Genomic DNA, 23,074 nt, shown 5'->3' with positions numbered 1-23,074 from the left:
ATGAGGTCATTATTTTGGAGCAAATCAGCTTATTGTCCATCTTAACCATCGGATTCCTTCTCGGCATCAAGCATGCGCTCGAGCCGGACCACATCATCGGCGTGTCGACGATTGCGAGCCAAAGCAAGAAACTATGGAAGTCGTCGCTCGTGGGCGTGTTCTGGGGCATCGGCCACACCAGCACGCTTTTCGTCGTCGGCATGCTGCTGATCGTCTTGAAAATCAGCATCTCTGACAAATGGGCAATGAGCCTCGAATTTCTCGTTGGCATCATGCTCGTCTATTTCGGCGTAACGGCCATGGCTTCTCACCGGAAAAACGGTCACCACGATGCACAAACGGCGGGCACGGACGGCAAATTTTCATACCGAAAGCCATTAATCATGGGCTTTATCCATGGCCTTGCCGGCAGCGCAGCAATCATTTTGCTGACGCTCGGCACTGTCGACAGCGTTTGGCAGGGAGCGGCCTATATTTTGGTATTCGGGCTCGGCACCATCGTCTCAATGCTGTTTTTCAACACCATAATCGGCATTCCGTTTGTCATGAGCAAGAACAAGCGCAGCATCAACAAACCGCTCATCCAGTTCGCCGGCCTCCTCAGCGCCGCGTTCGGCCTTTATTATATGTACAATCTCGGGATCAATGAAGGGCTGTTCAAGCTGTGGATCTAAAATTGAATTAAATCGAAAGGGCTTTCCACATAACGTGGAAAGCCCTTTTTAGTTGCAGTGAATTAAATAGAAATTCAAAAAAAAAAGCATGTAAGAATCCCATCTAAAGTTGTTGGATAATTTAAATAATTGTTGAACTACAACAATTAAAAGTGTAGAATAATTACAAAACCGAGTGCTATAATATAAAACTAATTAGAAAAGACTTCATTTTCTAACATGATAAGGATGTGTAGGATGAGTCAATCAGAAGTATTTACTTTCGGGGAAACAATGGTTCTTTTTCAACCGGAGATGATGATGCCGTTAGAATATATCCATCAGTTTCCAATGAGGATTGGCGGTGCAGAGTCGAATGTTGCAATTGGATTGACGCGGCTGGGCCATACTGTCAGCTGGTTCAGCAAACTTGGCGACGATCCATTTGGGCAATTTATCTTGAAAAGTATACGCGGTGAAGGAGTGGATACAGCTTCATGCATTTTTACTGGTGAGGCACCAACGGGAATATTCTTCAAAGAACAATTGTCTCCAGAAAATATGAATGTTTATTATTACCGAAAAAATTCTGCTGCGAGCTTGATGATGCCTGAAGATTTGGATGAACAAGCTATTGCCAATTCAAAAATTCTTCATATCACCGGAATTACTCCAGCGCTGAGCGAAACGAGTTATCAAACGATTAAAAAGGCGATTGAAATTGCTAAAAAAAATAATACACTGGTGGTTTTTGATCCGAATCTCCGTTTGAAGCTGTGGCCAAAAGAGGTGGCAAAGAAAGTATTAAATGAAATAGCTGACAGCGCAGACGTTATTCTGCCGGGCCTTGATGAAGGGCAATTAATGACAGGAGAAAGGGATGTTGAAGCTGTAGCAACGGCTCTGCTAAAGGATAAGAACAAAATAATCATTCTAAAACTAGGCAGCAAAGGCGCTTATTTGCATACCAAAGATGAAAAAATCTTCGTTGACGGTTTTCCAGTCAATCAAATAGTCGATCCTGTAGGTGCTGGAGACGGCTTTGCTGCGGGCATCATCAGCGGTCTGCTGCGCAGCAAGCCCCTGCCTGAAACGGTCCGGCAGGCTAACGCAATCGGGTCGATGGTTGTGAGAGTGAAAGGGGATATCGAAGGTTTGCCGACCCTTCGGGATTTAGAAAACTTCATGGCAAATGCTGAAAACAAACAAGATGTAAATCGCTGAACCAGGGAGGCTATAAAAGTGAAAAAGTGGGAAGATTTAATTCGGTTAAAAGAATCTGGAATTGTGGCAGTAATCCGCAAGCCTGAAAGGAGCCAAATCCATCATATAGCGGAAGCGCTTGTTGAAGGCGGTACCGGAGCGTTGGAAATCACGCTTGATACACAAGGAGCTCTTGGAATGATCAATGACTTGAAAAAAAAGTACGATGATCGGGTTTTAGTGGGGGCCGGGACGGTTTTGGATGCGGTATCTGCAAAACTTGCCATTGATGCGGGGGCAGATTTTATCTTTAGCCCGACATTTGATGTTGAAACAATCCAAATGACCAATCGGTACGGAAAAATTTCAATTCCAGGGGTCATGACGCCGACTGAAGTGCTGAATGCCTACGCAGCAGGAGCGGATCTGCTGAAAATTTTTCCTGGAGGGGCGTTCAACGAAAATTACATAAAAGATTTACGGGGGCCGCTTAGCCACATTCCCATGATGCCGACTGGCGGCGTCAACCTGGAGAATGTTGAAGCATTTATAAAAAATGGTGCTGTAGCTGTAGGTGTGGGAGGTTCTTTGGTGGACAGCAAAGCTATTGCAGAGGGACGCTACGACGATCTGGCAAGCATTGCCAAGCAATTTGTTGAGAAAATACAAAACGCTAAAAAGATGAATTAAAAAAGGGGGATTTTTTAATGAAAATTACGAAGCTGGAAACGTTTATCGTCCCGCCAAGATGGCTGTTCTTGAAAATCGAGACTGATGAAGGCATATCAGGCTGGGGCGAACCGATTGTCGAAGGAAGAGCTGCGACTGTTAAAGCTGCTGTTGAAGAACTAAGTTCTTATTTGATCGGCCAAGATCCAAGGCGGATTGAAGACCTGTGGCAAATGATGTACCGCTCAGGTTTTTACCGGGGAGGCCCAATTTTGATGAGTGCGATTTCAGGCATTGACCAAGCGTTGTGGGATATCAAAGGGAAATATCACAATGCCCCTATTTCTGAGCTGATGGGTGGAGCATGCCGAGATTCTGTCCGTGTGTATTCCTGGATTGGCGGCGATCGTCCGAGTGATGTTGGCAAAGCAGCATTGGAAAAAGTAGCTGCAGGATTCACCGCTGTGAAAATGAACGGAACGGAAGAGCTTCAGTATATCGATTCATACGAGAAAGTAGACCAGGCAGTAGCAAGGATTGCTGCAGTCCGGGAAGCTGTCGGTAAAAATATTGGCATCGGCATTGATTTTCATGGCCGCGTACATAAGCCGATGGCCAAAATTTTGGTCAAAGAGCTGGAGCAATTCCGTCCGATGTTTATCGAAGAACCTGTATTGCCTGAAAATAACGAAGCCCTCCGTGATATTGCGCGCATCACCAACATTCCAATCGCCACAGGTGAGAGAATGTATTCAAAATGGGATTTTAAAAAGCTGCTGCACGATGGATATGTGGATATCATCCAGCCGGACTTGTCCCACGCGGGAGGCATTACAGAATGCAAAAAAATCTTTGCCATGGCAGAAGCTTATGACGTCGCAGTGGCGCCTCATTGTCCGTTAGGCCCGATTGCGTTGGCTTCATGCCTGCAAGTGGATGCGACTTCCCATAATGTGTTTATCCAGGAACAGAGTTTAGGCATTCACTACAACCAAGGCAGCGACTTGCTGGATTACTTGAATGATCCGACTGTTTTTGAATACAAAGAAGGCTATGTGGAGATGCTGCAAAAGCCTGGCCTGGGGATTTCCATAAACGAAGAATTCGTCCGTGCGCAAGCAGAAATCGGCCACGAGTGGAAAAATCCGGTGTGGCGCCATAAGGATGGCACCATTGCGGAATGGTAATAAAAAAGTATTTATTTAATTCTGAATAATTAATTCTAAAAACAATTGACAATTCTGAAATTTAAACCTTATAATCAATTTAGTTCTAATAAACAGAAACGCGGTTTTATAATGTAAAACAAAGTGGTTTGTGAAATTTGTTTATTACTAAAAAAATTTCGCAACCATGTAAGCGCTATCTTTAGCGGAAAAAGTATTTATTAGTAAAAACTTAGTTTTATAATGTAAAACAAATGAGGGGTGGTGAGCTCGCTTCCAGCTCGGATCGGGTCGAACTAATAACGTGGAAAATAATCATAAGAGGGGGATTTTAAATGAAAAAGAAGTTTTTCAGTTTAGTAATGGTTTCTGCATTATTTTTGGGGGCTTGTGGCAATGAGGCGGGTTCAGGTTCTGGTGACGGTGGTTCTTCTGAAGGCTCGGGCGAAAAACAAACACTGCGTATAAGCATCGGGGTAAACGATTCGCATCCTGAATATGAAGGTGCCATGAAATTTAAGGAATTAGTGGAAGAACAAACAGAAGACTTTGAAATTGAAGTTTACCACTCAGGGCAGATCGCTGATGACCGTTCGGCTATTGAAATGCTGCAGCTTGGATCGTTGGATATTACGATTCCTTCAACATCACCGCTAGTTAACTTTGTACCTGAATTTGGCGTATTCGATCTTCCATTCACAATTCCGAACGAAGAAGTAGCGGATGAGTTGCTTGATGGCGAATTCGGAGACAAGATGTTGGCGATGGTTGAAGAGCAAAGCCTAGTAGGCGTAGCTTGGTGGGAAAATGGTTTCCGCAACCTGACAAACGATGTTCAGCCAGTTGCAAAGGTTGACGATCTTAAAGGATTGAAAATCCGTACGATGGAAAACGAAATCCACTTGGATGCTTGGAAAGCGCTTGGAGCTAACCCGACACCAATGGCATTTACGGAGTTGTTCACAGCGATGCAGCAAGGAACAGTTGACGGCCAGGAAAATCCGTATCCGACAATTGAGTTAAGCCAGTACGCAGAGGTACAAAAACATGTTTCAAACACAGCCCATGTTTACACGCCATTCATCTTCTTGTTCAGTAAACAAATTTGGGATGAGTTCTCAGCTGACCAACAAAAAATCCTTCAAGAGGCTGCAGTTGAAGCAGGTAAATTCAACCGTGACCGCAACCGCGAAGTGGCAGAAGAAAGTTTAGCGAAATTGAAAGAAAACATGACGTATACGGAAGTTACGGCAGAAGAGCAAGAACGCTTTGCTGAAACTGTTAAACCGGTCATTGAAAAGCACTCAGAAGCAATCGGAAAAGAAATAGTTGATGAATACTTGAGCACCATCGATGAAATCGTAGCTAAATAAACTGCTCCTCCTTTAAGGGGAAAAGTTAATGAGTTTAAAACAGGCAGGGAGTGAATGATCTGACATTCCTCCTTGTCTATTCTTTTAATAGCTTGAATGGCAAGATTCCTGAGATCGACGAGGTGGTTGAGAAATGAAAATAGTGCGCTGGATTGATGAAAACTTCGAAAAAGTATTTCTCGTTATTTTATCCGCATTAATGGTTTTTCTGATATTTTTACAAGTCTTTATGCGATATGTAATGCAAAATTCTTTATCTTGGACTGAAGAACTCGCCAGATACAGTTTTATTTGGCTGATTTATATTGGCATTAGCTTTGCCGTAAAAGAGCAAAGGCACATCAAAATAGACGTTGTTTTGCTGCTTTTCAAAGAGAGAGGCAAATTGATCTTTGGCATCATCGCCAACCTTTTGTTCTTAGCATTTGCTATAGCTGTTGTAATTTATGGGTACAATATCTCTCAACAATTACTGGCTTTTGGCCAAAAATCACCCGCCAACCAAATTCCGATGGGGCTTGTCTACCTTGCCACTCCGGTAGGGATGGGACTAACAGCCATCCGCTTAATCCAGCAATTAATTAAGGAATTTAAAACCTTGATGGGCAAAGGTGATTTTCACGTGAAAACGGAATTCGATAGAATAACAGAAGAGTAAGGGGGGAGGAATATGATAACAGCAATTCTATTCGGCACATTTGCATTATTCTTGTTTTTAAGTGTTCCAATTGGTATTTCTCTAGGTTTAGCAACGCTTGTTACTATTACGTATTCAGGAATGCCAATAGACTTTTTGATGAAAGAGCTGGTAACTTCCGTAGATACATTTCCATTAATGGCGGTTCCCTTCTTTATTTTAGCGGGGGAGATCATGGGGAAAGGCGGGATTACAGATCGCCTCTTTAACGTTGCCAACTCGCTTGTGGGCAACAAAACGGGCGGATTCGCCATCGCGACTGTTATCACCTGCATGTTTTTTGCAGCCATTTCCGGTTCGGGCCCTGCTACAGTAGCTGCAATCGGAGGCATTATGATTCCGGCGATGGTGCGCCAAGGTTACGATAAAAAATTTGCGACTGCGCTTGTTGCCGCTGCGGGTTCGCTCGGCGTAATTATTCCACCGAGTATTCCGATGGTCATCTACGGTGTGGTGGGAAGCACTTCTATCGGCGACTTGTTTATCGCCGGCATCATCCCCGGCATATTAGTCGGTATTGGATTGATGCTCTACGCATATTATTATTCGCGTAAACAAGGCTATACAGGAACTGACGAAAAAACCACTGCCGCGGCCATTGGGAAAGCTTTCTGGAATGCCAAATGGGCTTTATTGATTCCTGTCATTATTTTAGGCGGTATTTACGGAGGTGTTTTCACTCCGACAGAAGCAGCCGTTGTAGCAGTAGTGTACGGCCTGCTTGCAGGATTGGTATTTTACCGTGAATTGAAAATTACCGATCTGCCAAAAGTAATAACGGACTCAGCCATAACAACAGCCACCATTTTAATTATCGTGGGTACCGCTACTGCGTTCGGAAAGCTGTTGACGATTGAACAGATTCCCAATCAAATTGCGCAATGGATGTTGTCAATCTCGAGCAATTCAATCGTCATTATTTTATTGATCACGGTCTTGTTGCTGATTGTAGGCTGCTTCATGGATACATTAGCCGCAATTATCATTTTGACTCCTATCCTTCTTCCTATTGCTGTAAGTCTCGGATACGATCCAATTCATTTCGGCATTATCATGGTGGTGAATTTGGCCATCGGCTTCATTACACCGCCTTTGGGAGTCAACTTGTTTGTCGCTTCCGGCATTTCCGGGCTGTCAATGGAAGAATTAACGAAAGCGGTGCTCCCTTTCTTCTACGCGATGGTGATCACGTTATTGCTGATCACGTTCTTGCCTCAATTATCAATGTTTTTGGTGGAAATCGGCGGAGAATAATGGGCTCAGCGCAAAATCAGCACTGAGTAAAAAGAATGGAGGTTTTTGTTTTGGCTCTTTACCCGAATATCAGCAACCATGTGAACCCATATAGAGACAATGTGCAGGGAAAAGCGAATGAACCCATCACAGTTGCAGGGCTGCTTGACCGGTCGAAGCAAACTTTGGGTTCTGAATACGAAGGGCCGGCGCCCGACTGGACATTGGAAGAAATCTACAATCGTTTAGAGGAAAATGCGCCAAGGATAGCTATCATCGGCGGATCTTCTGATCATCCAGCTCATATTATGGATTTCAAAACTTCATCGCATGCCGCAATCCGAATTTGGCAAAATGGCGGAGTGCCATTCTACTTTTCTACACCGGTAATGTGCGACGGCACCGCACAAAGTAACCAGGGCATGAGTTATTCGCTTCAAAGCCGGAATGCAGTGGCTCAAATGGTCATCAACCAAATGGAAGCGCATAGCTATCACGGTGCGTTCGTCATTCAGGGATGTGATAAACAGCCTTTGGGCGTGGTGAGTGCGTTGGTCCATCTTGACCGGATTCGGCGCTACCGCGGAGAAGCTCCTTTCTTCGCGACATTCGCTCCGGCACATGTGCTGCAAGGCGGCACCATCCCAACGGCATTATTTGCAGAATTGGAAGAAGTGGCGAAAAAAGCGGAGCAAAACGGAGTTCCGGACGTGGCAGATGATTTAAGGGACGCTATGGCTTATATCCTCCAATGTTCTTCAAATACCGCTTTCCAAGGAGTCCTTGAAAGAGCGACAGACAGAGGCATCATTACAAAAGAAGTCCATAAAGATTATGAAAAAAGGCTGGCGGTAGCGACATGCGACGGCAGCGGAGGTGTTTGCGCCTTTAATGGAACAGGAAACAGCTCCCGCCACTTAGTGGCAGGAATGGGGCTGGTCCATCCAGCGCTCGAATTGCTGACTTCTTCCCCTAACCAATCTCAAGTGAATGAAGCGCTGGATAGCCTAGCGACGATGATCAACGATCCGGTTTATGGAGCTGCCAACATCATGGCAACGAATATCCGCAACGCAATCCGCATCCACAGCGCGTCAGGCGGATCCACTAATTTAATGATGCACATTGTGGCCGGCATGTTGTACGGCGGCTTTAAATTCAGCCTGCAAGACCTGGATGAAATTCATCATTCCCATCCGATTCCGGATTTGTTCAATTACAGCTTGACTGAAGGAAGAGATATATTTTCTCTGGCAATGCAATGCTGCGACAGCGAAAGCAGAGGGATGGAGAGCCTGTTCTACGAATTGATGGAAAATGGCGTCCCTATGGACATAGATGCACCGACTGTTACAGGCAGCCCTTGGCGGAACCGTTTAACAAAAACGGAAAGCCTGCCAGCTGACAACGTAAAAGAGAACCAGGTGATTTTGTCGACTCCTAAACGCCCATACAGCGGCGTTGATGTATTAACGGGCAACTTCTTTGAAACAGCTGTCGTGAAAATCAGCGGAATGACGACACCTCAATTAGATCAATTCGATAAAAAAGTGGCTTTCGTACTTTATTTCGAAAATGAAGATTTGGCTATCCGAAATTTGCTTGACCCGAATCTCGTTCCAAAACTCAAAGAAAATAGAAGTTTCAGCCATGAAAATATGATTGCGTTGTTAAGAGAAAATGCGCCAAGCCATTACGAAGAGTGGCAAAGCGATGATTACGATACCCTTTTCGACAAAATGGTTGATGAAGGTGTATTGAAAATCGCGATTATTATTTCCGGCCAAGGCCCTGTGGCATTCGGAATGCCTGAAATGTTCACTTCCATGCAGCACATTAACGCGAACCGGAAACTGAAACGATTGGCAACGCTGATCAGCGACGGCCGATATTCCGGGGTCACTTACGGAGCAGCTATTGGCCATATGACGCCGGAAGCGATGGAAGATGGCGGAATCTTATACCTTCAAACAGGCGACTTGCTGTACTTGGATTTACGCGACCGCAAGATCCAGTTTATTGATGAAGAGGCTCTCCTCAGTGGCACATTGCAGTTTGAATTCGATAAAGTCCGCGCAGCCAGAACTGAACTTGCAGCGGTGAGGCTGGCTTCTATCAGAAAACGCCAGAAGCTAGTAGCCGCTGCTAACCGAATGATTGGCCACACCGATGCAGCGAATGGGGTGGTGCCGATCGCCGTTGTTGAAGAAGCGGAGTTCGATTACCGGACGGATATTGAATTTCCGATTCAAAAAGAAGAGGAATTTTCAATCGTAAACCAACTGAATAAGATAAGCAGAAGTTAATGAAGGAGTGGAAAGTATGGAAAAAACACGTGATTTCATAAAGAAACTAGGTTACCCGGCGGGCGGAACCCAGGATTTGCCCACTTCTACTAAAAGATTCCCTGATGGCGCCCAGTACCGCGTCGAGATTCCAAGTGTTGAAGGCCCCGCGTCTTTTAGAGCGGTCATCGAAGCTTGCGAAACCTATAACGTGGATATTCACCGGATTTCACAGGGAAGCGGCATTATGCTTTTGACGGATGACGAAATTGAACAAATGGCCGAAATCGGCCGAACAGAAAATTTAGAGGTCAGCCTGTTTGTAGGTCCGCGGGGAACATATGATATTACGCCGATGCAATTAGCCAGCAACGGGAAAATTGCGGGGCTTCGTTCGCAAGGGATGGATCAGCTGGTCTACGCTATTGAAGATATCAAAAGAGCGTGCCATTTTGGAATTCGCAGCATCCTCGTATCAGATGAAGGTTTACTGGCTCTTGTAAATGAATTCAAAAAAGCAGGAGAGCTGCCCGCAGACCTTGTTGTTAAAATCTCTGTGCAAATGGCGCAGTCCAATCCGGTATCCATCAAATTGATTCAGGACGCTGGAGCAGACACTTATAATGTTCCAACGGATCTGACTTTGGCGAAACTCTCGGAAATCCGCCAGGCGATTGATATCCCGATTGATATTTATATTGAAGCGCCGGATGACGTAGGCGGGTTTATCCGCCATTACGAAATTGCGGAAATCATTCGGGTTTCGGCTCCGGTATATATTAAATTCGGTTTAAGAAATTCACCGAATATCTATCCGTCGGGCACGCACCTTGAAAGCGTTTCAATTGCACTGTGCAAAGAACGGGTGCGCAGAGCGAAAATCGGGCTGGATCTTTTGAAGCGGTATGCACCGGATTTGACCACATCTGACAAAGGGGGCAAAGGGTTAGGGGTGCCGGTTTCGAAAGAAGCAGTTATTTCCAAATAGTAAGTTATACCTCCTGCGATTTGTGTATATCTTAAGGTGAGGATATAATTGCCCTTAAGAAATAAGAAAAGGGTGAACAATATGCCGATTATACAATCCGTTGACCGGGCGCTTAGTATTTTGGATTTGTTTGATGAATACGACAAAGAATTGAAGTTGATTGAAATTACCGAACGGATGGGCCTCCACAAAAGCACCGTCCATTCCTTGCTGAAAACGTTACAGAAACATCATTATATTGAGCAAAATCCAGAAAACGGAAAGTATTTTCTTGGGCTTAAACTTTTTGAAAGAGGCAATTATGTTATCCAAAGCCTTGATCTTCGGACGGCTGCCAGAAATGAATTAGTGGAACTTTCGAAAAAGACTGGAAGAACGGTCCATTTAGTAGTCCAGGACGGCAAAGAAGGCATCTACATCGATAAAGTGGAAAGTCCAAAAGCCACCATCCTTTATTCACGGATAGGCAGAAGAGTGCCGATCCACAGCAGCGGCGTAGGGAAAGCCCTTATGGCATTCAAAGATCCTGCTGAAGTGAGCAAAGTGCTCGATGGATATGAATTTACGAAGCAAACAAAAAAAACAATCACTGACGAAGCCACATATCTGCAAGAATTAGAGACGATCCGTAAACAAGGATATGCAGTGGATAATGAGGAAAACGAGCCAGGCGTATACTGTGTAGCGCTGCCTATCCGAAATCATACAGGCCAAGTTGTTGCGGCTATCAGCAGTTCGACTACTGTAAACCAAGTGACAAATTCTGAGCAGCGAAAAATGGTTGAAAACCTTAAAGTAACTGCCGCAAAAATTTCCGAGAAGCTTGGATACGGCTATCAATCATCAATAGTAGATTGATTGCCGCTAAGCGGCCGTTTGCTTTTAAGATTATGAGGATTTAATTATTCTAATAAGAGGAAGTGACACAATGAGGATTATCCGTTATTTAAAAGAAGACGTGAAACAACTCGCCGCTATTGTCAATGAACATGAAGTTATCGATTTGCCCTTTACAGATTTTATGGCATTGATTGCTTTTGCACGTGCTAATAACAAAACTCCGTTTGACATTATAGGACAAATGGCCGAGAGCGAAGAGAAGAAATTGCTTGAAGGGCTGCAATTGACAACGCCGATCGATGCTCCGGAAGTATGGGCAGCGGGCGTGACGTATAAAAAGAGCAGAGAAGCGCGCAATTACGAAGCCACGCAAGGAAAATTGGATGTAGAAACGTTTTATGACAAAGTTTATGAAGCCGTGCGCCCTGAAATCTTTTTCAAATCGACAGCTGACAGAACAGTCGGCCCGAATGATCCGGTTTATTTGCGCTCAGACTCCAATTGGCAGATTCCCGAACCCGAGCTAGGGCTGGTTATTGATAAGGATGGCACAGTGCTGGGCTACACAGCCGGCAATGACATGAGCTGCCGGGACATTGAAGGGGAAAATCCTTTGTATCTGCCGCAAGCGAAAGTGTGGAGAAACTCCTGTTCGATCGGCCCGTCCATCGTGTTGAAAGAGACCGTTTCCGATCCATACGAGTTCAGTATCATCTGCCGCATCTACCGGGATAATGAGATGGTCTTTAATGGCGAAGCGCAAGTAAACCAATTAAAGCGAAAACTTGAAGAACTCGTTCATTACTTGACGCTGGATAACGAAATTTTTGACGGCACCATCTTGCTGACTGGGACGTGTGTCGTGCCCCCGAACGAATTTACGCTGCAGGAAAATGATGTTATCGAAATTGAAATCCCAGGTATTGGCATTTTGAAAAATCCAGTCCTGCAAAGTAAAAAAACGGCTAAAGTAAACTGAACCGATTCAACTGAAATCTTACTTTTCGATCACGGCCGATTTATTAAAATTAGCACCAAAATTGCTGAAAAAGGAGTTGCTGATAAATGACCACAACGACAAATACAGAAACTTACAACAACTATATTAATAACGAATGGGTTGAAACGGAGTCCGAAAAACTGATAACGAGCATCAACCCCGCAACAAAAGAGGCTATGGGCTATGTCCAAAGCTCAACTGAACGAGAGTTGAACCTGGCGGTGGATGCTGCGCATAATGCGAAGAAAGTATGGCGCAAGCTCGGCCAAGCAGCACGCGGGCAGCTCTTGTTCAAAACGGCAAATCTTCTGGAAGAAAACCTTAACGACATCGCTGAATCGATGACGAAAGAAATGGGCAAAACACTTCCGGAGGCGAAAGGTGAAACAGCACGAGGAATCGCGATTCTTCGTTATTACGCAGCTGAAGGCATGCGCAAAGAAGGCGATGTGATTCCGTCTTCAGACAGTGAAGCACTGATGTTCACTAAACGCACACCGCTTGGAGTCGTGGGCGTCATTACCCCTTGGAATTTCCCGGTAGCTATTCCGATCTGGAAAATTGCTCCAGCTTTAGTTTATGGAAACACGATTGTCTTTAAACCGGCAAGTGAAGCTGCTGTTACTGCCGCTAAAGTTGTGGAATGTTTTGCAAAAGCAGGATTCCCTGAAGGCGTCTTTAACTTTGTAACCGGTTCAGGTTCAACAATCGGCCAAAACTTGATCGACCACCCGAAATTGAATGCGATTACGTTCACCGGCTCTGAACAAGTAGGGCAAAACGTGGCAAAATCAGCTGCAGCCCGCGGCATTAAATTCCAGCTTGAAATGGGCGGTAAAAACCCTGTGATTGTCACTAAAAATGCCAATATCGCCCAAGCGGTTGAAGCAGTCATCAGCGGAGCTTTTAAATCGTCAGGCCAAAAATGTACGGCAACGAGCCGAGTGGTTGTAGAAGAAGCGGTATATGAAGAATTTAAACAAAAACTTGTTGAAGCTACCAAAAAAATCACGGTAGGAAACAGCCTCGAAGAAGACGTCTGGATGGGGCCATCTGCGAGTGAAGGCCAATTTAACACATTTAATGAGTATGTTGAAAAAGGCAAGCAAGAAGGAGCTAAACTTATTCATGGCGGCGAAGTGCTGACAGGCGGCAGCTATGATAATGGTTTCTTCGTTACACCGGCCATTTTCGATGAAGCAACTGCTGATATGGCGATTTCCCAAGAGGAAATCTTCGGGCCTTTTATTGTTTTAATTAAGGCAGCGGATTTTGAAGAAGCGATTAAACTGGCAAACAATACAAAATACGGCTTGTCTGCTTCCATCTTTACTTCGGACATCAATTCGATTCTTGAATTCATTGACGAAATCGAGGTTGGCCTTGTCCGCATCAATGCTGAAAGTGCAGGAGTGGAACTTCAAGCGCCTTTCGGCGGCATGAAAGGTTCAAGTTCAGGTTCACGCGAGCAAGGGGAAGCGGCAAAAGAATTTTATACAGCAATTAAAACTGTCTTTATCAAAGGCACTTGAGCTAAAAGAAAAGGAGATTTCTGCAATTGGAAATCTCCTTTTCTGACTGCTGTTTTACGCTTGGCTCGAATTGGAGCGCCTTTGAAGAATGGGAAGAAAAGGAGAAACCGAAAATGAAAATTGCATCTTTTTCTGTGGACGCCGAACACCACATCGGCGTCGTTGTGGAAGATAAAGTCATGAGCTTGACTGCGTTCGATCCAGAAAAGTATCGTCCATGCCTGAAAACGTTCATCGCTGGCGGACAAGAGCTGCACGAAGAAGCAGAGGAGTTGGCGAACGGAACTGGCAATGAGCGGTTTATGCACAAAATTTCCCTTGTGAAATTTGAGGCGCCGCTCGCTCAACCGGAAAAAATAATCTGTGTCGGCTTGAATTACATCGATCATTGCGAAGAGCTTGGAATAGAACCGCCTAGGTCACCTGTGATTTTTGCGAAGTTCGCCAACGCCATAATCGGGGATGGAGATGCAGTAGAGCTTCCCGGCAATTCAAAAGAGGTCGACTTTGAAGCGGAGCTGGTAGTTGTTATCGGAAAAGAAGCAAAAAAAGTTTCCGAAGAAACTGCGGAACAATATATCTTCGGCTATACGATCATGAATGATATCAGCGCACGGGACGTGCAATTCGCCGATGGCCAATGGACACGCGGAAAAACAGCCGATACCTTTGCACCGCTTGGGCCGGTGATCGTTACCCGAGACGAAGTAGGGGATCCGCACGGATTGTCCATATCGCTGGAGCTGAACGGCCAAATTATGCAGAACTCCAACACGAAAAACCTGATTTTTTCAGTACCGCAAATCATTTCGTTTTTGTCCCAATCCATGACATTAAAGCCAGGCGATATTATCGCGACAGGAACCCCGCCAGGCGTCGGGGCCGGACGGAATCCAAAAGTATGGCTTAAAGATGGCGATACGCTGGAAATAAAAATCGATAAAATCGGTACTTTGTCGAATCACGTAACTATGTAAGTTGAACTAAAGAAGTAACATATTGAAAATCGCTCCGGTCGCTTTGGGTGAAGCAAAGACGATTGCTCCTGCGCAAGCTCGTCGCAAAGGAGTTGCCAAAAGTTCCTGGCACCCCCTTGGCTCTCGCATTGAGCCGAGAAGAACACTCGTCTCATTGCTAAAAAAATCTGCTTCTGTCCCTGCAACGCTTCGCTAGCTTCGGGACATGAAAAACCGCTGCATCGCTGCACTAGCTTCGAAGCAAAGGAAATGGTCCAAATTCCATTTGGCCATCTCCTTGCCTAGCCCTTTGACGTGCCGTCGCCAAGAAATTTCTTGATATGGAGCAACACAGCGGAGACTTGGCGCTCGCCCGCGGAAAAAAGATGTGCTCCTGCAGTGCTGCGCACTTCGTCGCAAAGGCATTGTCCCAATCACTTGGGTCCATACCTTCGCAGCTGTTTTGCGGATTATCGATGGTGAATATTTATTAGTTCAACATATATAGCAGTGCAGCCCAATAAGCACAGGGGCAAAACTTCTAAAGAATTGGAAGGGGTCGGGATATGTTCACGTTTAACGGAAAAGTAGTGTGGGTGACCGGGAGCAGCACCGGGATTGGCCGGGCGATTGCCGTGAAATTTGCTGAAAACGGAGCCGCTGTCGTCGTCCATGGCAACACAAACAAGGAAGAAGCGGAAAAGACGCTCACTGAAGTGCGAAGCACAGGGGCGGAAGGCCTTTTGGTGATGGGTGATGTATCGGACAGAGAGCAAGTGGACAAGATGGCCGCCGAAGTAAAAGAACGTTTTGGCCAGCTTGATGTATTGATCAACAACGCCGGAACGATGATCAAACGCGCCAAGATAGAGGACATAGATATCGAGACGCTCGACCGAATCCTGAACGTTAACTTTAAATCCATCATCCACGTCATCCAAGCATCTCTGCCGCTCATGAAGCAGCAGGAAAAAGGCGTCATCCTCAATATGACTTCCGTTGCAGCCAGAAACGGCGGCAGCAATGGGGCCGTTGGATATGCCGCAGCTAAAGGCGCCGTCAGTACGCTGACGAGAGGGCTCGCAAAAGAATTGATCGGAAATAACATTCGGGTCAATGGAATCGCGCCAGGCATAATCGCGACGCCTTTTCATGACCGCTATTCTGCTCCAGCACACCGGGTGAAAATGGCTGCCCAAATTCCAGTGGGACGCGAGGGCACGGCAGATGAAGTGGCAGGCGCCGCTTTGTACCTGGCTTCAGACTATGCCAGCTACGTGACCGGCGAAATCATTGAAGTGAACGGCGGACTGTTAATGGACTAAGGAATTTGAAGAGCGATGCTTGTGAAAGCGCGGCTCAGAGATTGGCAGAAGAGGTGAAACAAGTGACGATTATCAATGAGATATTGAAGGATATCCCGCTGCCGAAAATGGTGCAAGTGAAACAGAAATTCAATGCCCCGGCATTGGCGGATACCGCAGCAGCGGTGTGGCAAACGTTTGCTGAAACGAAAGTGCTGGAGAAGATTGCTTCGGATGATTCAGTCGCGATCGCTGTTGGCAGCAGAGGCGTAGCGGACTTGGCGGTCATGGTCCGCGAAACGGTGGCAGCAGTCAAACAAGTGGGTGGCCGGCCTTTTATCGTGCCAGCGATGGGGAGCCACGGCGGTGCAACGGCTGAAGGGCAGATCGATGTGCTGCGGCAGCTCGGTGTGACAGAAGAAGCATGCGGCGCGCCAATCCGCTCGACAATGGAAGTCGTGAAAATCGGTGAATTGCCGAACGGCTTGCCGGTATATATCGACAAAAACGCTTACGCAGCCGATAAAATTATTGTCATCAATCGGATAAAGCCCCATACCGCCTTCCGTGGAAAAGTGGAAAGCGGCTTGATGAAAATGATCACGATCGGATTGGGCAAACAAAAAGGAGCAGAGGCGGCGCATTCGTTCAGCTTCAAATACATGGCGGAACATGTCCCGGAAATGGCCAAGATTTCTCTGGCGCAAGCACCGATCATCTTCGGCCTTGCCTCATTGGAAAATGCCTATGACCGGCCGGCGAAAATCATTGCGGTGGCGGCCGAAAACCTGGAAGCAGAGGAACCGGAGCTGCTGGAGGAAGCGAAATCGCTGATGCCGAAGATTTATTTCGACAAGTTTGATGTGCTCATTGTCGATGAGCTGGGAAAAGACATTTCCGGCGACGGCATGGATCCGAACATCACTGGCAATTTTGCAACCCCTTACGCAACGGGAGGCCCTGACATCACCCGAATCGTCGTCCTAAGCCTCACGGAAAAAACCAAAGGAAATGCCAATGGCATCGGGCTGGCTGACATGACCACAAAAGCGGTCATGGATGAAATTGTGTGGGAAAAAGGCTATGCAAACGCGTTGACGAGTACGGTAATCGACGTCATCAAGCTGCCAATGGTGCTCGAAACCCAAGAGCTGGCAGTAAAAGCGGCCATTAAAACCTGCAACGCCTTCGACTTGGAAAAGGTTCGGGCGGTGCGCATCCGCAATACACTTGAGATCGGAGAAATCTGGATTTCAGAAAGCATGCTGTTAGAAGCGAAAAATCATCCGGATCTGGAAATCGTCTCGGAACCCGAAGAATTGGTTTTTCAATAAAAGCGAAATAGAGAATTCATGCTGCATGCAAAAAGGGAGGAAAAGAAGATGGATTTTCATGGTATTATTCCGCCGGTTGTGACACTTTTCGATCAAGCGGGTGAACTGGATATAGACTTAAACAAACGGTATCTGGATGAACTGATTTCCCATGACATCGATGGCCTGTTGCTGATGGGAAGCTCAGGAGAGTTTTCGGCATTGACCTTGGATGAGCGAAGACGGTATGTAGAGGAAATGCTTGGGCATATCGCGGGCCGTGTTCCCGTCATGGTGGGCGTTGGGCATACGTCGTTGAAAGAAGTCCTCGGACTGGCTGAGCATGCTGAAACGCACGGAGCTGACGGCATTTTGGCGGTCAATCCGTATTATTGGAAGCTGTCGGAAGAACAGCTTTTCAAGTTCTTTTCAACTGTTGCCAGCCAAACGGCTATGCAAGTATTCATTTACAATATTCCGCTGCTGACCGGCCAAAATTTATCCGTCTCTCTAATCAAGAAACTGGCGGAAGCGCATCCCAATATTGCGGGGGTAAAAGAAACAGTCAGTGATTTCGGCCATCTTCGCCAAGTCATTGAAGAGCTGTCGGAAGTACGGCCGGATTTCAAGGTTTTTTCCGCCTACGACGAACATCTTCTCCCGGCCCAAATGATCGGGGCAGCCGGAAGCATTAACGGCAGTGCTGTTTTTCTTCCTGAGATTTCAGCCGATTTGTATCAGGCTTATAAAAACGGCGATTTGCAAGAAGCAGAAAAAAATCATCGGCTGCTGTCCAAGCTGATGGAAATTTACACATTCAGCCCCACGTTTTTTAGTGCAATGAAAGAGGCGGTTCACTTGAGATGGTTTGATAAGCCTGCTGGCCATCGTGCGCCATGCGATATCATCCCCGTCAATTTGCAGGGCAATGTTGCCAAGCTGTTGAATAAAATAGAACAGGAAAAAGAACGCCAAGTTTCGGGCAATCCGGCAGCGCGTTCTAAAATTACAGAAATTCATTCTACTTTTAGTAACAAGTGAAGGGAAGGAGTAGAGCCTAATGACGTTTAAAGTATTGATCACCGACTACGAATTTGAAGATCTGAGATATGAAGAAAAAGTGTTTGCGGAAAGCGGATTGGAAATCGAATTTATCAAAGCTCAATGCAAAACAGAAGACGATGTCATTGAAAAAGCGCAATTCGCTGACGCCATTCTAAACCAATACGCACCACTGTCACGGCGTGTTGTGGAGTCGCTGCAGGAGACGAAAATCATCTCCCGCTACGGCGTTGGCGTAAACACGATCGACTTGGAAGCTGCAGCCGAAAAGGGCATCATCGTTGCAAACGTACCGGATTATGGGATGGAAGAGGTATCCAACCATGCCCTGGCGCTGATGCTTTCATGGGCGCGGAAAATACCGCTTTTGAACAATGAAGTGAAGCAAGGGGTCTGGGATTTTAAATCGGGCGTGCCGATCCATCGCTTTAACGAACAGACGCTGGGTGTCCTCGGTTTTGGCCGCATACCCCGAAGGCTCATTGAAAAAGCGAAGCCGCTCCACATCAAAACCGCAGCGTACGATCCGTTTGTGACAGCGGAAGAAATGGCCGCTTGCGGCGTCGTAAAAATGGAACTCGATGAAATCATCCGGGAATCCGACTTTTTATCTGTCCATGTACCGCTTATTAAAGATACGTTCCATTTGCTGGACGCGAAACGCTTCAGCCAGATGAAAAACAATGCAGTGGTGATCAATACCGCCCGCGGACCTATCATTGACGAAAAAGCATTGATTGCAGCGCTTGAGCAAGGGGAAATAGCGGGTGCGGCACTCGACGTAGCGGAAGAAGAGCCGATCGGCAGGGATAACCCGCTGCTGAAAATGGACAATGTTATTCTTACGCCCCATAGCGCCTGGTACTCCGAAGAGGCGATGGTGGAATTGCGCCAAAAAGCGGCAATGAATATTGTCCAGGTGCTGAGCGGTAAATCATCTCCCTACGCGTTGACATAAGAGGCTGTCTGCTTTTTACAGGGCATAATTGAAGGAGTGAAAAGGATGACTTATTATTTTGACGGTTATTTAAGAGAAAGCGGCGCTGCAGGGACTCGGAATTATATCGGCATTATTTCTTCGGTTATTTGTTCAAGTGCAGTGGTCCGTGAAATTGCGGAAAAGGTGCCTGGAACGGTTCCTTTTGTCCATGCAAACGGATGCGCCCAGCTGGGAGATGACCTGAAACTGACAAAAAACATGCTGATCGGTGTCGCGTCCAACCCCAATATCCACTCGGCCCTGATCGTCGGGCTCGGGTGTGAAACGAACCAAGTCAGCGGCTTGCTGAAAAGCGCACCCACAACGAAAAAGGTAAAAGGCATTGGCATCCAGCAGCTTGCAGGAGGCGGGAATGCCATTGAAAAAGGGACAGCCATTACGAGTGAGTGGGCAGCCGCTGCGGCACAGCAGGCAAGACAGCGCTTGCCGCTGTCGTCACTGACGATCGGCATTCTTTACGTAGATTTAGATGAAAGTTCTTTGTCTGTACTGGCGCCTGTTATCGGTCAAGTAACGGATAAATTAATCGATGAAGGAGTCAATGTCATCATCGGCATGTCCAAAACATTAGAGCCCGCGGGTAGTCTCTTGGCGGAACGGATGGAAGACCCGATTGAAAGGGAAAAGCTCCAAAAATCAAGCGAAGGGCTGCAGCGGTTGCGGTGGGATGATAGAAGAAACGGCAGCGCCACATTCAACGAATTCACGGAAGAGCACATCCGCCATGCTGCGCGTGAAGTGGAATTGACAGGGAGCCGCGCCATCAGCAGCCTTCTCAGCTATGGCGAAGAACCGGAAAAAACCGGTCTTCATTTGATGAATACGTCGAGCAATCTTGTGGAATCGTTATCGAAAATGGCGTCTAGCGGCTGCAGTGCGGTGTTGATCGTCAGCTCTAGAGGAGTGCTGACAGGTTCTGTCGCGTTGCCATGCATCACGATTACTGCTGAAAATGAAGAATCGGCATTCAATGAATTGGTCGACTACAGCGTGGCACCCGATGCAGCTGACCACGCCGGAAATATAATCGGGCTTGTTCAGGAAGTCAGTTCCGGAAAGCTGACGAAGCTTGAAGAACTCGACTTAGGCGAATTCTCCATTCCGCATTTAGGCACGACATATTAATAGAGGCAGGATGTGATAGAAGTGGAAAGAAAATCGAATGCGCTTTTATTAAACAACATGGACAATGTGGCTGTGGCACTGGAAAATTTAAAACCGGGCGATAGGCTGTCAATAGCGGGAATAGCGAAAGACATCGTGCTAGCCGAACACGTCCCTTACGGCCATAAAGTGGCTTTGCTGCCAATACCGGCAAACCAAAAAATCCTGAAATACGGAGAATGCATGGGAATTGCCACCACGGACATCGAGCCGGGCACCCACGTCCACGTATCGAATGTCAGGGGCTTGAATGACGAAGACAAAACGGAAGTAGTGCTGACAGGAGGCGACAGTTTTGAAAACGTTTAACGGATACCGCAGGTCCAATGGCAGCATCGGTGTACGGAATCATGTCATCGTACTGAATATCGCCGGAGAATTATCGAGCCTGACGAAAAAAATCGCCGGACTGGTGCCGGGGGTCATTCCGATTGTCCACCAAGCCGGGCAGTCCCAGTCTCTGGAGGACTTGGAACAGACGAAGAAGACATTAGTGGGCACGGCCGGCCATCCGAACGTCAGCGCAGCTTTATTGCTTGGCATGGACTCGGATCTGGCTGCGGAAGAAATGGTACAAACCTTAAAAGATGACGGCCGACACATCCATTTCATACGTTTTGGCAAAAACCAGACCATCGTTGAAGGGCTTAAAGAAGCGAAAGCGTGGCTTGAAGAAGCAGTAGAAAAGAGCAAGCAGGAACCGGTTGAAACTGCGGATGTCTCGGAACTGATCATCGGCTTGGAATGCGGCGGATCTGATGCCTGGTCGGGAATAACGGCAAATCCGGCAATCGGATCATTTTCAGACGCCATCGTCAGAGACGGTGGAACGAGCATACTGGCTGAAACGACAGAAGCTGTCGGCACCGAACACATCCTGGCACGGAGAGCTGTAAATAAAGAAGTCGGCCAGCGCTTTTTGGATATCGTGAAAAGGTACGAAGAACGAGCGCGTGCCGCGGGCGAAGATATCCGGGTTGCGAACCCTTCCCCAGGAAACAAAACAGGCGGGTTGACGACATTAGAGGAAAAATCCCTGGGCTGCATAAAAAAAGGCGGCAACTCGACTTTGATGGAAGTCATCGATTATGCGCATCGGCCTTCGGAAAAAGGGTTTGTATTCATGGATACGCCGGGATACGACGTGGAATCGGTTGCCGGGCTGGCTGCAGGCGGCTCGCAAATCGTCCTGTTTTCCACCGGTAAAGGTTCGCCGACGGGCTCCCCGATCGTTCCTGTCATTAAAATCGGTACCAATACGAAACTCTATGAAAATATGCCGGAACACATCGATGTCAATGCCGGAAAAATCATCGATGCCAATTACTCGATTGACGAGATCGGGGAAGAAATTTATGCAAAAGTCTTGGAAGTTGCCGATGGGGCAGCTACAGCGTCGGAAAGGCATAAAAATCAGGAATTCAGCATTTGGCGACTGGCTGAAACCATGTAGCCACATGGAGAGGCACGAAACCTTTTTTAGCAAGTTCATGTAGTTTCATCTTCAGCCAGAGTCCAGTTTTACATGAGCTCTGGCTTTTCGGTTGCTGTTTTTGAAGCGAAATCATGGTGGACAGATTGGAGTTTTTGCATTATTTAAACGAATGTCGCCAATTCGGAAGATGTAGCGCCTAAAAACTGTATAATGGGACAGAAGAAAACCTTAGACTGCGCAATGCAATCCACAAGCCATATGGGCACCACCTTGTAATCAAGAAGGAGGAGATTGAAGATGCGATTGGCAATGATTCAAAACGGACAAGAAGAACAGGCCGCAATCATCAGCGGTAGCAGAGCCGCCACGGTTGCCGCTGTCAATAATACCTATAATGAAAATTGGGAAACGGATATTTTCGGGCTGATTGAATCTGGAGGGCTCGATGGGCTGACACGCTGGTTCAACGAAACCGGCAAAGCCGCAATCGGAAGCGGAGAACTTCCCGCAGTCGATGCGGAAAGCCTGGCGTATGGCCCGCTGTACAGGCGCCCGCGCAAGATTTGGGGCATCGGCCTCAACTACGTTGACCATGCGTCAGACTTGGGTGAAAAAGCGCCGAACACTGAACCGGCGAGCTTCATGAAACCGGATACGTCGATCATCGGTCCAGGAGACACTATCAAAATTCCGTTTCAGTCAGAGCGGACAACGGCGGAAGCGGAACTCGGCGTCATCATCGGCAAAGCGTGCCGCGATGTTGAAGAAGAAGACGTAGCGGAGTACATAGCAGGGTACACGACAATCATCGACATGACGGCAGAAGATATCCTGCAGAAAAATCCGCGCTACCTGACGCGTGCCAAAAGCTTTGATACGTTTTTCAGCTTCGGTCCGCAATTCGTGACAAAAGACGAAATCGGCGATCTGCATGCGTTGGAAGTCGCAACGGTCATTAACGGAACGGTCCACCGAAAAAACACAATCGACCATATGACGTTCAGTCCGGAATTTCTGGTGTCGTTCCATTCCAAAGTGATGACGTTGCTGCCGGGCGACATCATCTCCACTGGAACTCCAGGAGCGGTCCAAATCCAGGACGGTGATAAAGTAGAATGCCGCATTGAAGGCTTGGCGCCGCTGGCCAACCCGTGTGTGGATCTGAAAGCTGAAAAAACAGCTAACATCAGTGAGGTGTAAA

At 46.9% G+C, this 23,074-nt stretch carries 21 protein-coding genes; all 21 read left to right on the top strand.

The features are described from left to right. Positions 1–14 precede the first annotated feature (14 nt). The 21 genes from AC4EHJ_RS09775 to AC4EHJ_RS09675 all read left to right on the top strand — a co-directional run bounded on the left by AC4EHJ_RS09775 (position 15) and on the right by AC4EHJ_RS09675 (position 23,073). Positions 15–674, top strand: coding sequence for a HoxN/HupN/NixA family nickel/cobalt transporter (locus AC4EHJ_RS09775; protein WP_490975370.1), 660 nt, complete (start codon positions 15–17; stop codon positions 672–674). Between the two features lie 237 nt (positions 675–911). Further along, positions 912–1,877 carry a sugar kinase gene (locus tag AC4EHJ_RS09770; RefSeq protein WP_490975369.1) on the top strand — a complete coding sequence of 322 codons (966 nt, stop codon included), beginning with the start codon at positions 912–914 and terminating at the stop codon, positions 1,875–1,877. Between the two features lie 18 nt (positions 1,878–1,895). Continuing rightward, entirely contained in the window at positions 1,896–2,546 is a 651-nt protein-coding gene (locus AC4EHJ_RS09765; protein WP_490975368.1) for a bifunctional 4-hydroxy-2-oxoglutarate aldolase/2-dehydro-3-deoxy-phosphogluconate aldolase, read from the top strand. A gap of 17 nt (positions 2,547–2,563) precedes the next feature. Continuing rightward, complete coding sequence (gene dgoD / locus AC4EHJ_RS09760; protein WP_490975367.1) at positions 2,564–3,712, top strand: galactonate dehydratase; 1,149 nt, start codon at positions 2,564–2,566, stop codon at positions 3,710–3,712. A 314-nt stretch (positions 3,713–4,026) separates the two neighbouring features. Next, positions 4,027–5,064 carry a TRAP transporter substrate-binding protein gene (locus AC4EHJ_RS09755; protein WP_490975366.1) on the top strand — a complete coding sequence of 346 codons (1,038 nt, stop codon included), beginning with the start codon at positions 4,027–4,029 and terminating at the stop codon, positions 5,062–5,064. A gap of 133 nt (positions 5,065–5,197) precedes the next feature. Further along, entirely contained in the window at positions 5,198–5,722 is a 525-nt protein-coding gene (locus AC4EHJ_RS09750; RefSeq protein ID WP_490975365.1) for a TRAP transporter small permease, read from the top strand. A gap of 12 nt (positions 5,723–5,734) precedes the next feature. Next, positions 5,735–7,015: a TRAP transporter large permease gene (locus AC4EHJ_RS09745; protein ID WP_490975364.1), complete on the top strand. Its 1,281-nt coding sequence runs from the start codon at positions 5,735–5,737 to the stop codon at positions 7,013–7,015. 50 nt (positions 7,016–7,065) lie between these two features. Then, positions 7,066–9,300 (top strand): dihydroxy-acid dehydratase domain-containing protein, encoded by a 2,235-nt coding sequence (locus tag AC4EHJ_RS09740; RefSeq protein WP_490975363.1) that lies wholly within the window; start codon positions 7,066–7,068, stop codon positions 9,298–9,300. A gap of 16 nt (positions 9,301–9,316) precedes the next feature. Beyond that, positions 9,317–10,267 (top strand): U32 family peptidase, encoded by a 951-nt coding sequence (locus tag AC4EHJ_RS09735; RefSeq protein WP_490975362.1) that lies wholly within the window; start codon positions 9,317–9,319, stop codon positions 10,265–10,267. A gap of 81 nt (positions 10,268–10,348) precedes the next feature. Further along, complete coding sequence (locus tag AC4EHJ_RS09730) at positions 10,349–11,125, top strand: IclR family transcriptional regulator (protein ID WP_490975361.1); 777 nt, start codon at positions 10,349–10,351, stop codon at positions 11,123–11,125. Between the two features lie 70 nt (positions 11,126–11,195). After that, complete coding sequence (locus AC4EHJ_RS09725) at positions 11,196–12,086, top strand: fumarylacetoacetate hydrolase family protein (protein WP_490975360.1); 891 nt, start codon at positions 11,196–11,198, stop codon at positions 12,084–12,086. Between the two features lie 86 nt (positions 12,087–12,172). Continuing rightward, a complete protein-coding gene (gucD, locus tag AC4EHJ_RS09720) occupies positions 12,173–13,639 on the top strand; it encodes an alpha-ketoglutaric semialdehyde dehydrogenase GucD (RefSeq protein ID WP_490975359.1) in 1,467 nt (488 codons plus the stop codon). Positions 13,640–13,752: 113 nt separating this feature from the next. Further along, positions 13,753–14,616, top strand: coding sequence for a fumarylacetoacetate hydrolase family protein (locus tag AC4EHJ_RS09715; protein ID WP_490975358.1), 864 nt, complete (start codon positions 13,753–13,755; stop codon positions 14,614–14,616). Between the two features lie 545 nt (positions 14,617–15,161). After that, complete coding sequence (locus tag AC4EHJ_RS09710) at positions 15,162–15,920, top strand: SDR family NAD(P)-dependent oxidoreductase (protein ID WP_490975357.1); 759 nt, start codon at positions 15,162–15,164, stop codon at positions 15,918–15,920. Positions 15,921–15,982: 62 nt separating this feature from the next. After that, a complete protein-coding gene (locus tag AC4EHJ_RS09705) occupies positions 15,983–17,233 on the top strand; it encodes a nickel pincer cofactor-dependent isomerase, group 22 (protein ID WP_490975356.1) in 1,251 nt (416 codons plus the stop codon). A 48-nt stretch (positions 17,234–17,281) separates the two neighbouring features. Then, complete coding sequence (locus tag AC4EHJ_RS09700; protein ID WP_490975355.1) at positions 17,282–18,253, top strand: dihydrodipicolinate synthase family protein; 972 nt, start codon at positions 17,282–17,284, stop codon at positions 18,251–18,253. A 19-nt stretch (positions 18,254–18,272) separates the two neighbouring features. After that, positions 18,273–19,232 (top strand): C-terminal binding protein, encoded by a 960-nt coding sequence (locus tag AC4EHJ_RS09695; protein WP_490975354.1) that lies wholly within the window; start codon positions 18,273–18,275, stop codon positions 19,230–19,232. A gap of 45 nt (positions 19,233–19,277) precedes the next feature. Further along, positions 19,278–20,399 (top strand): UxaA family hydrolase, encoded by a 1,122-nt coding sequence (locus AC4EHJ_RS09690; protein ID WP_490975353.1) that lies wholly within the window; start codon positions 19,278–19,280, stop codon positions 20,397–20,399. A gap of 21 nt (positions 20,400–20,420) precedes the next feature. Beyond that, entirely contained in the window at positions 20,421–20,747 is a 327-nt protein-coding gene (locus tag AC4EHJ_RS09685) for a UxaA family hydrolase (protein ID WP_490975352.1), read from the top strand. Further along, complete coding sequence (locus tag AC4EHJ_RS09680) at positions 20,734–21,891, top strand: UxaA family hydrolase (protein ID WP_490975351.1); 1,158 nt, start codon at positions 20,734–20,736, stop codon at positions 21,889–21,891. Before AC4EHJ_RS09685 ends, AC4EHJ_RS09680 begins: the two co-directional genes overlap by 14 nt. Positions 21,892–22,170: 279 nt before the next feature. Continuing rightward, a complete protein-coding gene (locus tag AC4EHJ_RS09675) occupies positions 22,171–23,073 on the top strand; it encodes a fumarylacetoacetate hydrolase family protein (protein ID WP_490975350.1) in 903 nt (300 codons plus the stop codon). The last annotated feature ends 1 nt before the right edge of the window (position 23,074 follow it).

The sequence above is a fragment of the Planococcus sp. TJ-301 genome, from assembly GCF_058268475.1.
Note: the sequence above shows the minus strand (reverse complement) of the source record. Positions and strands in the feature narration are given on the sequence as shown.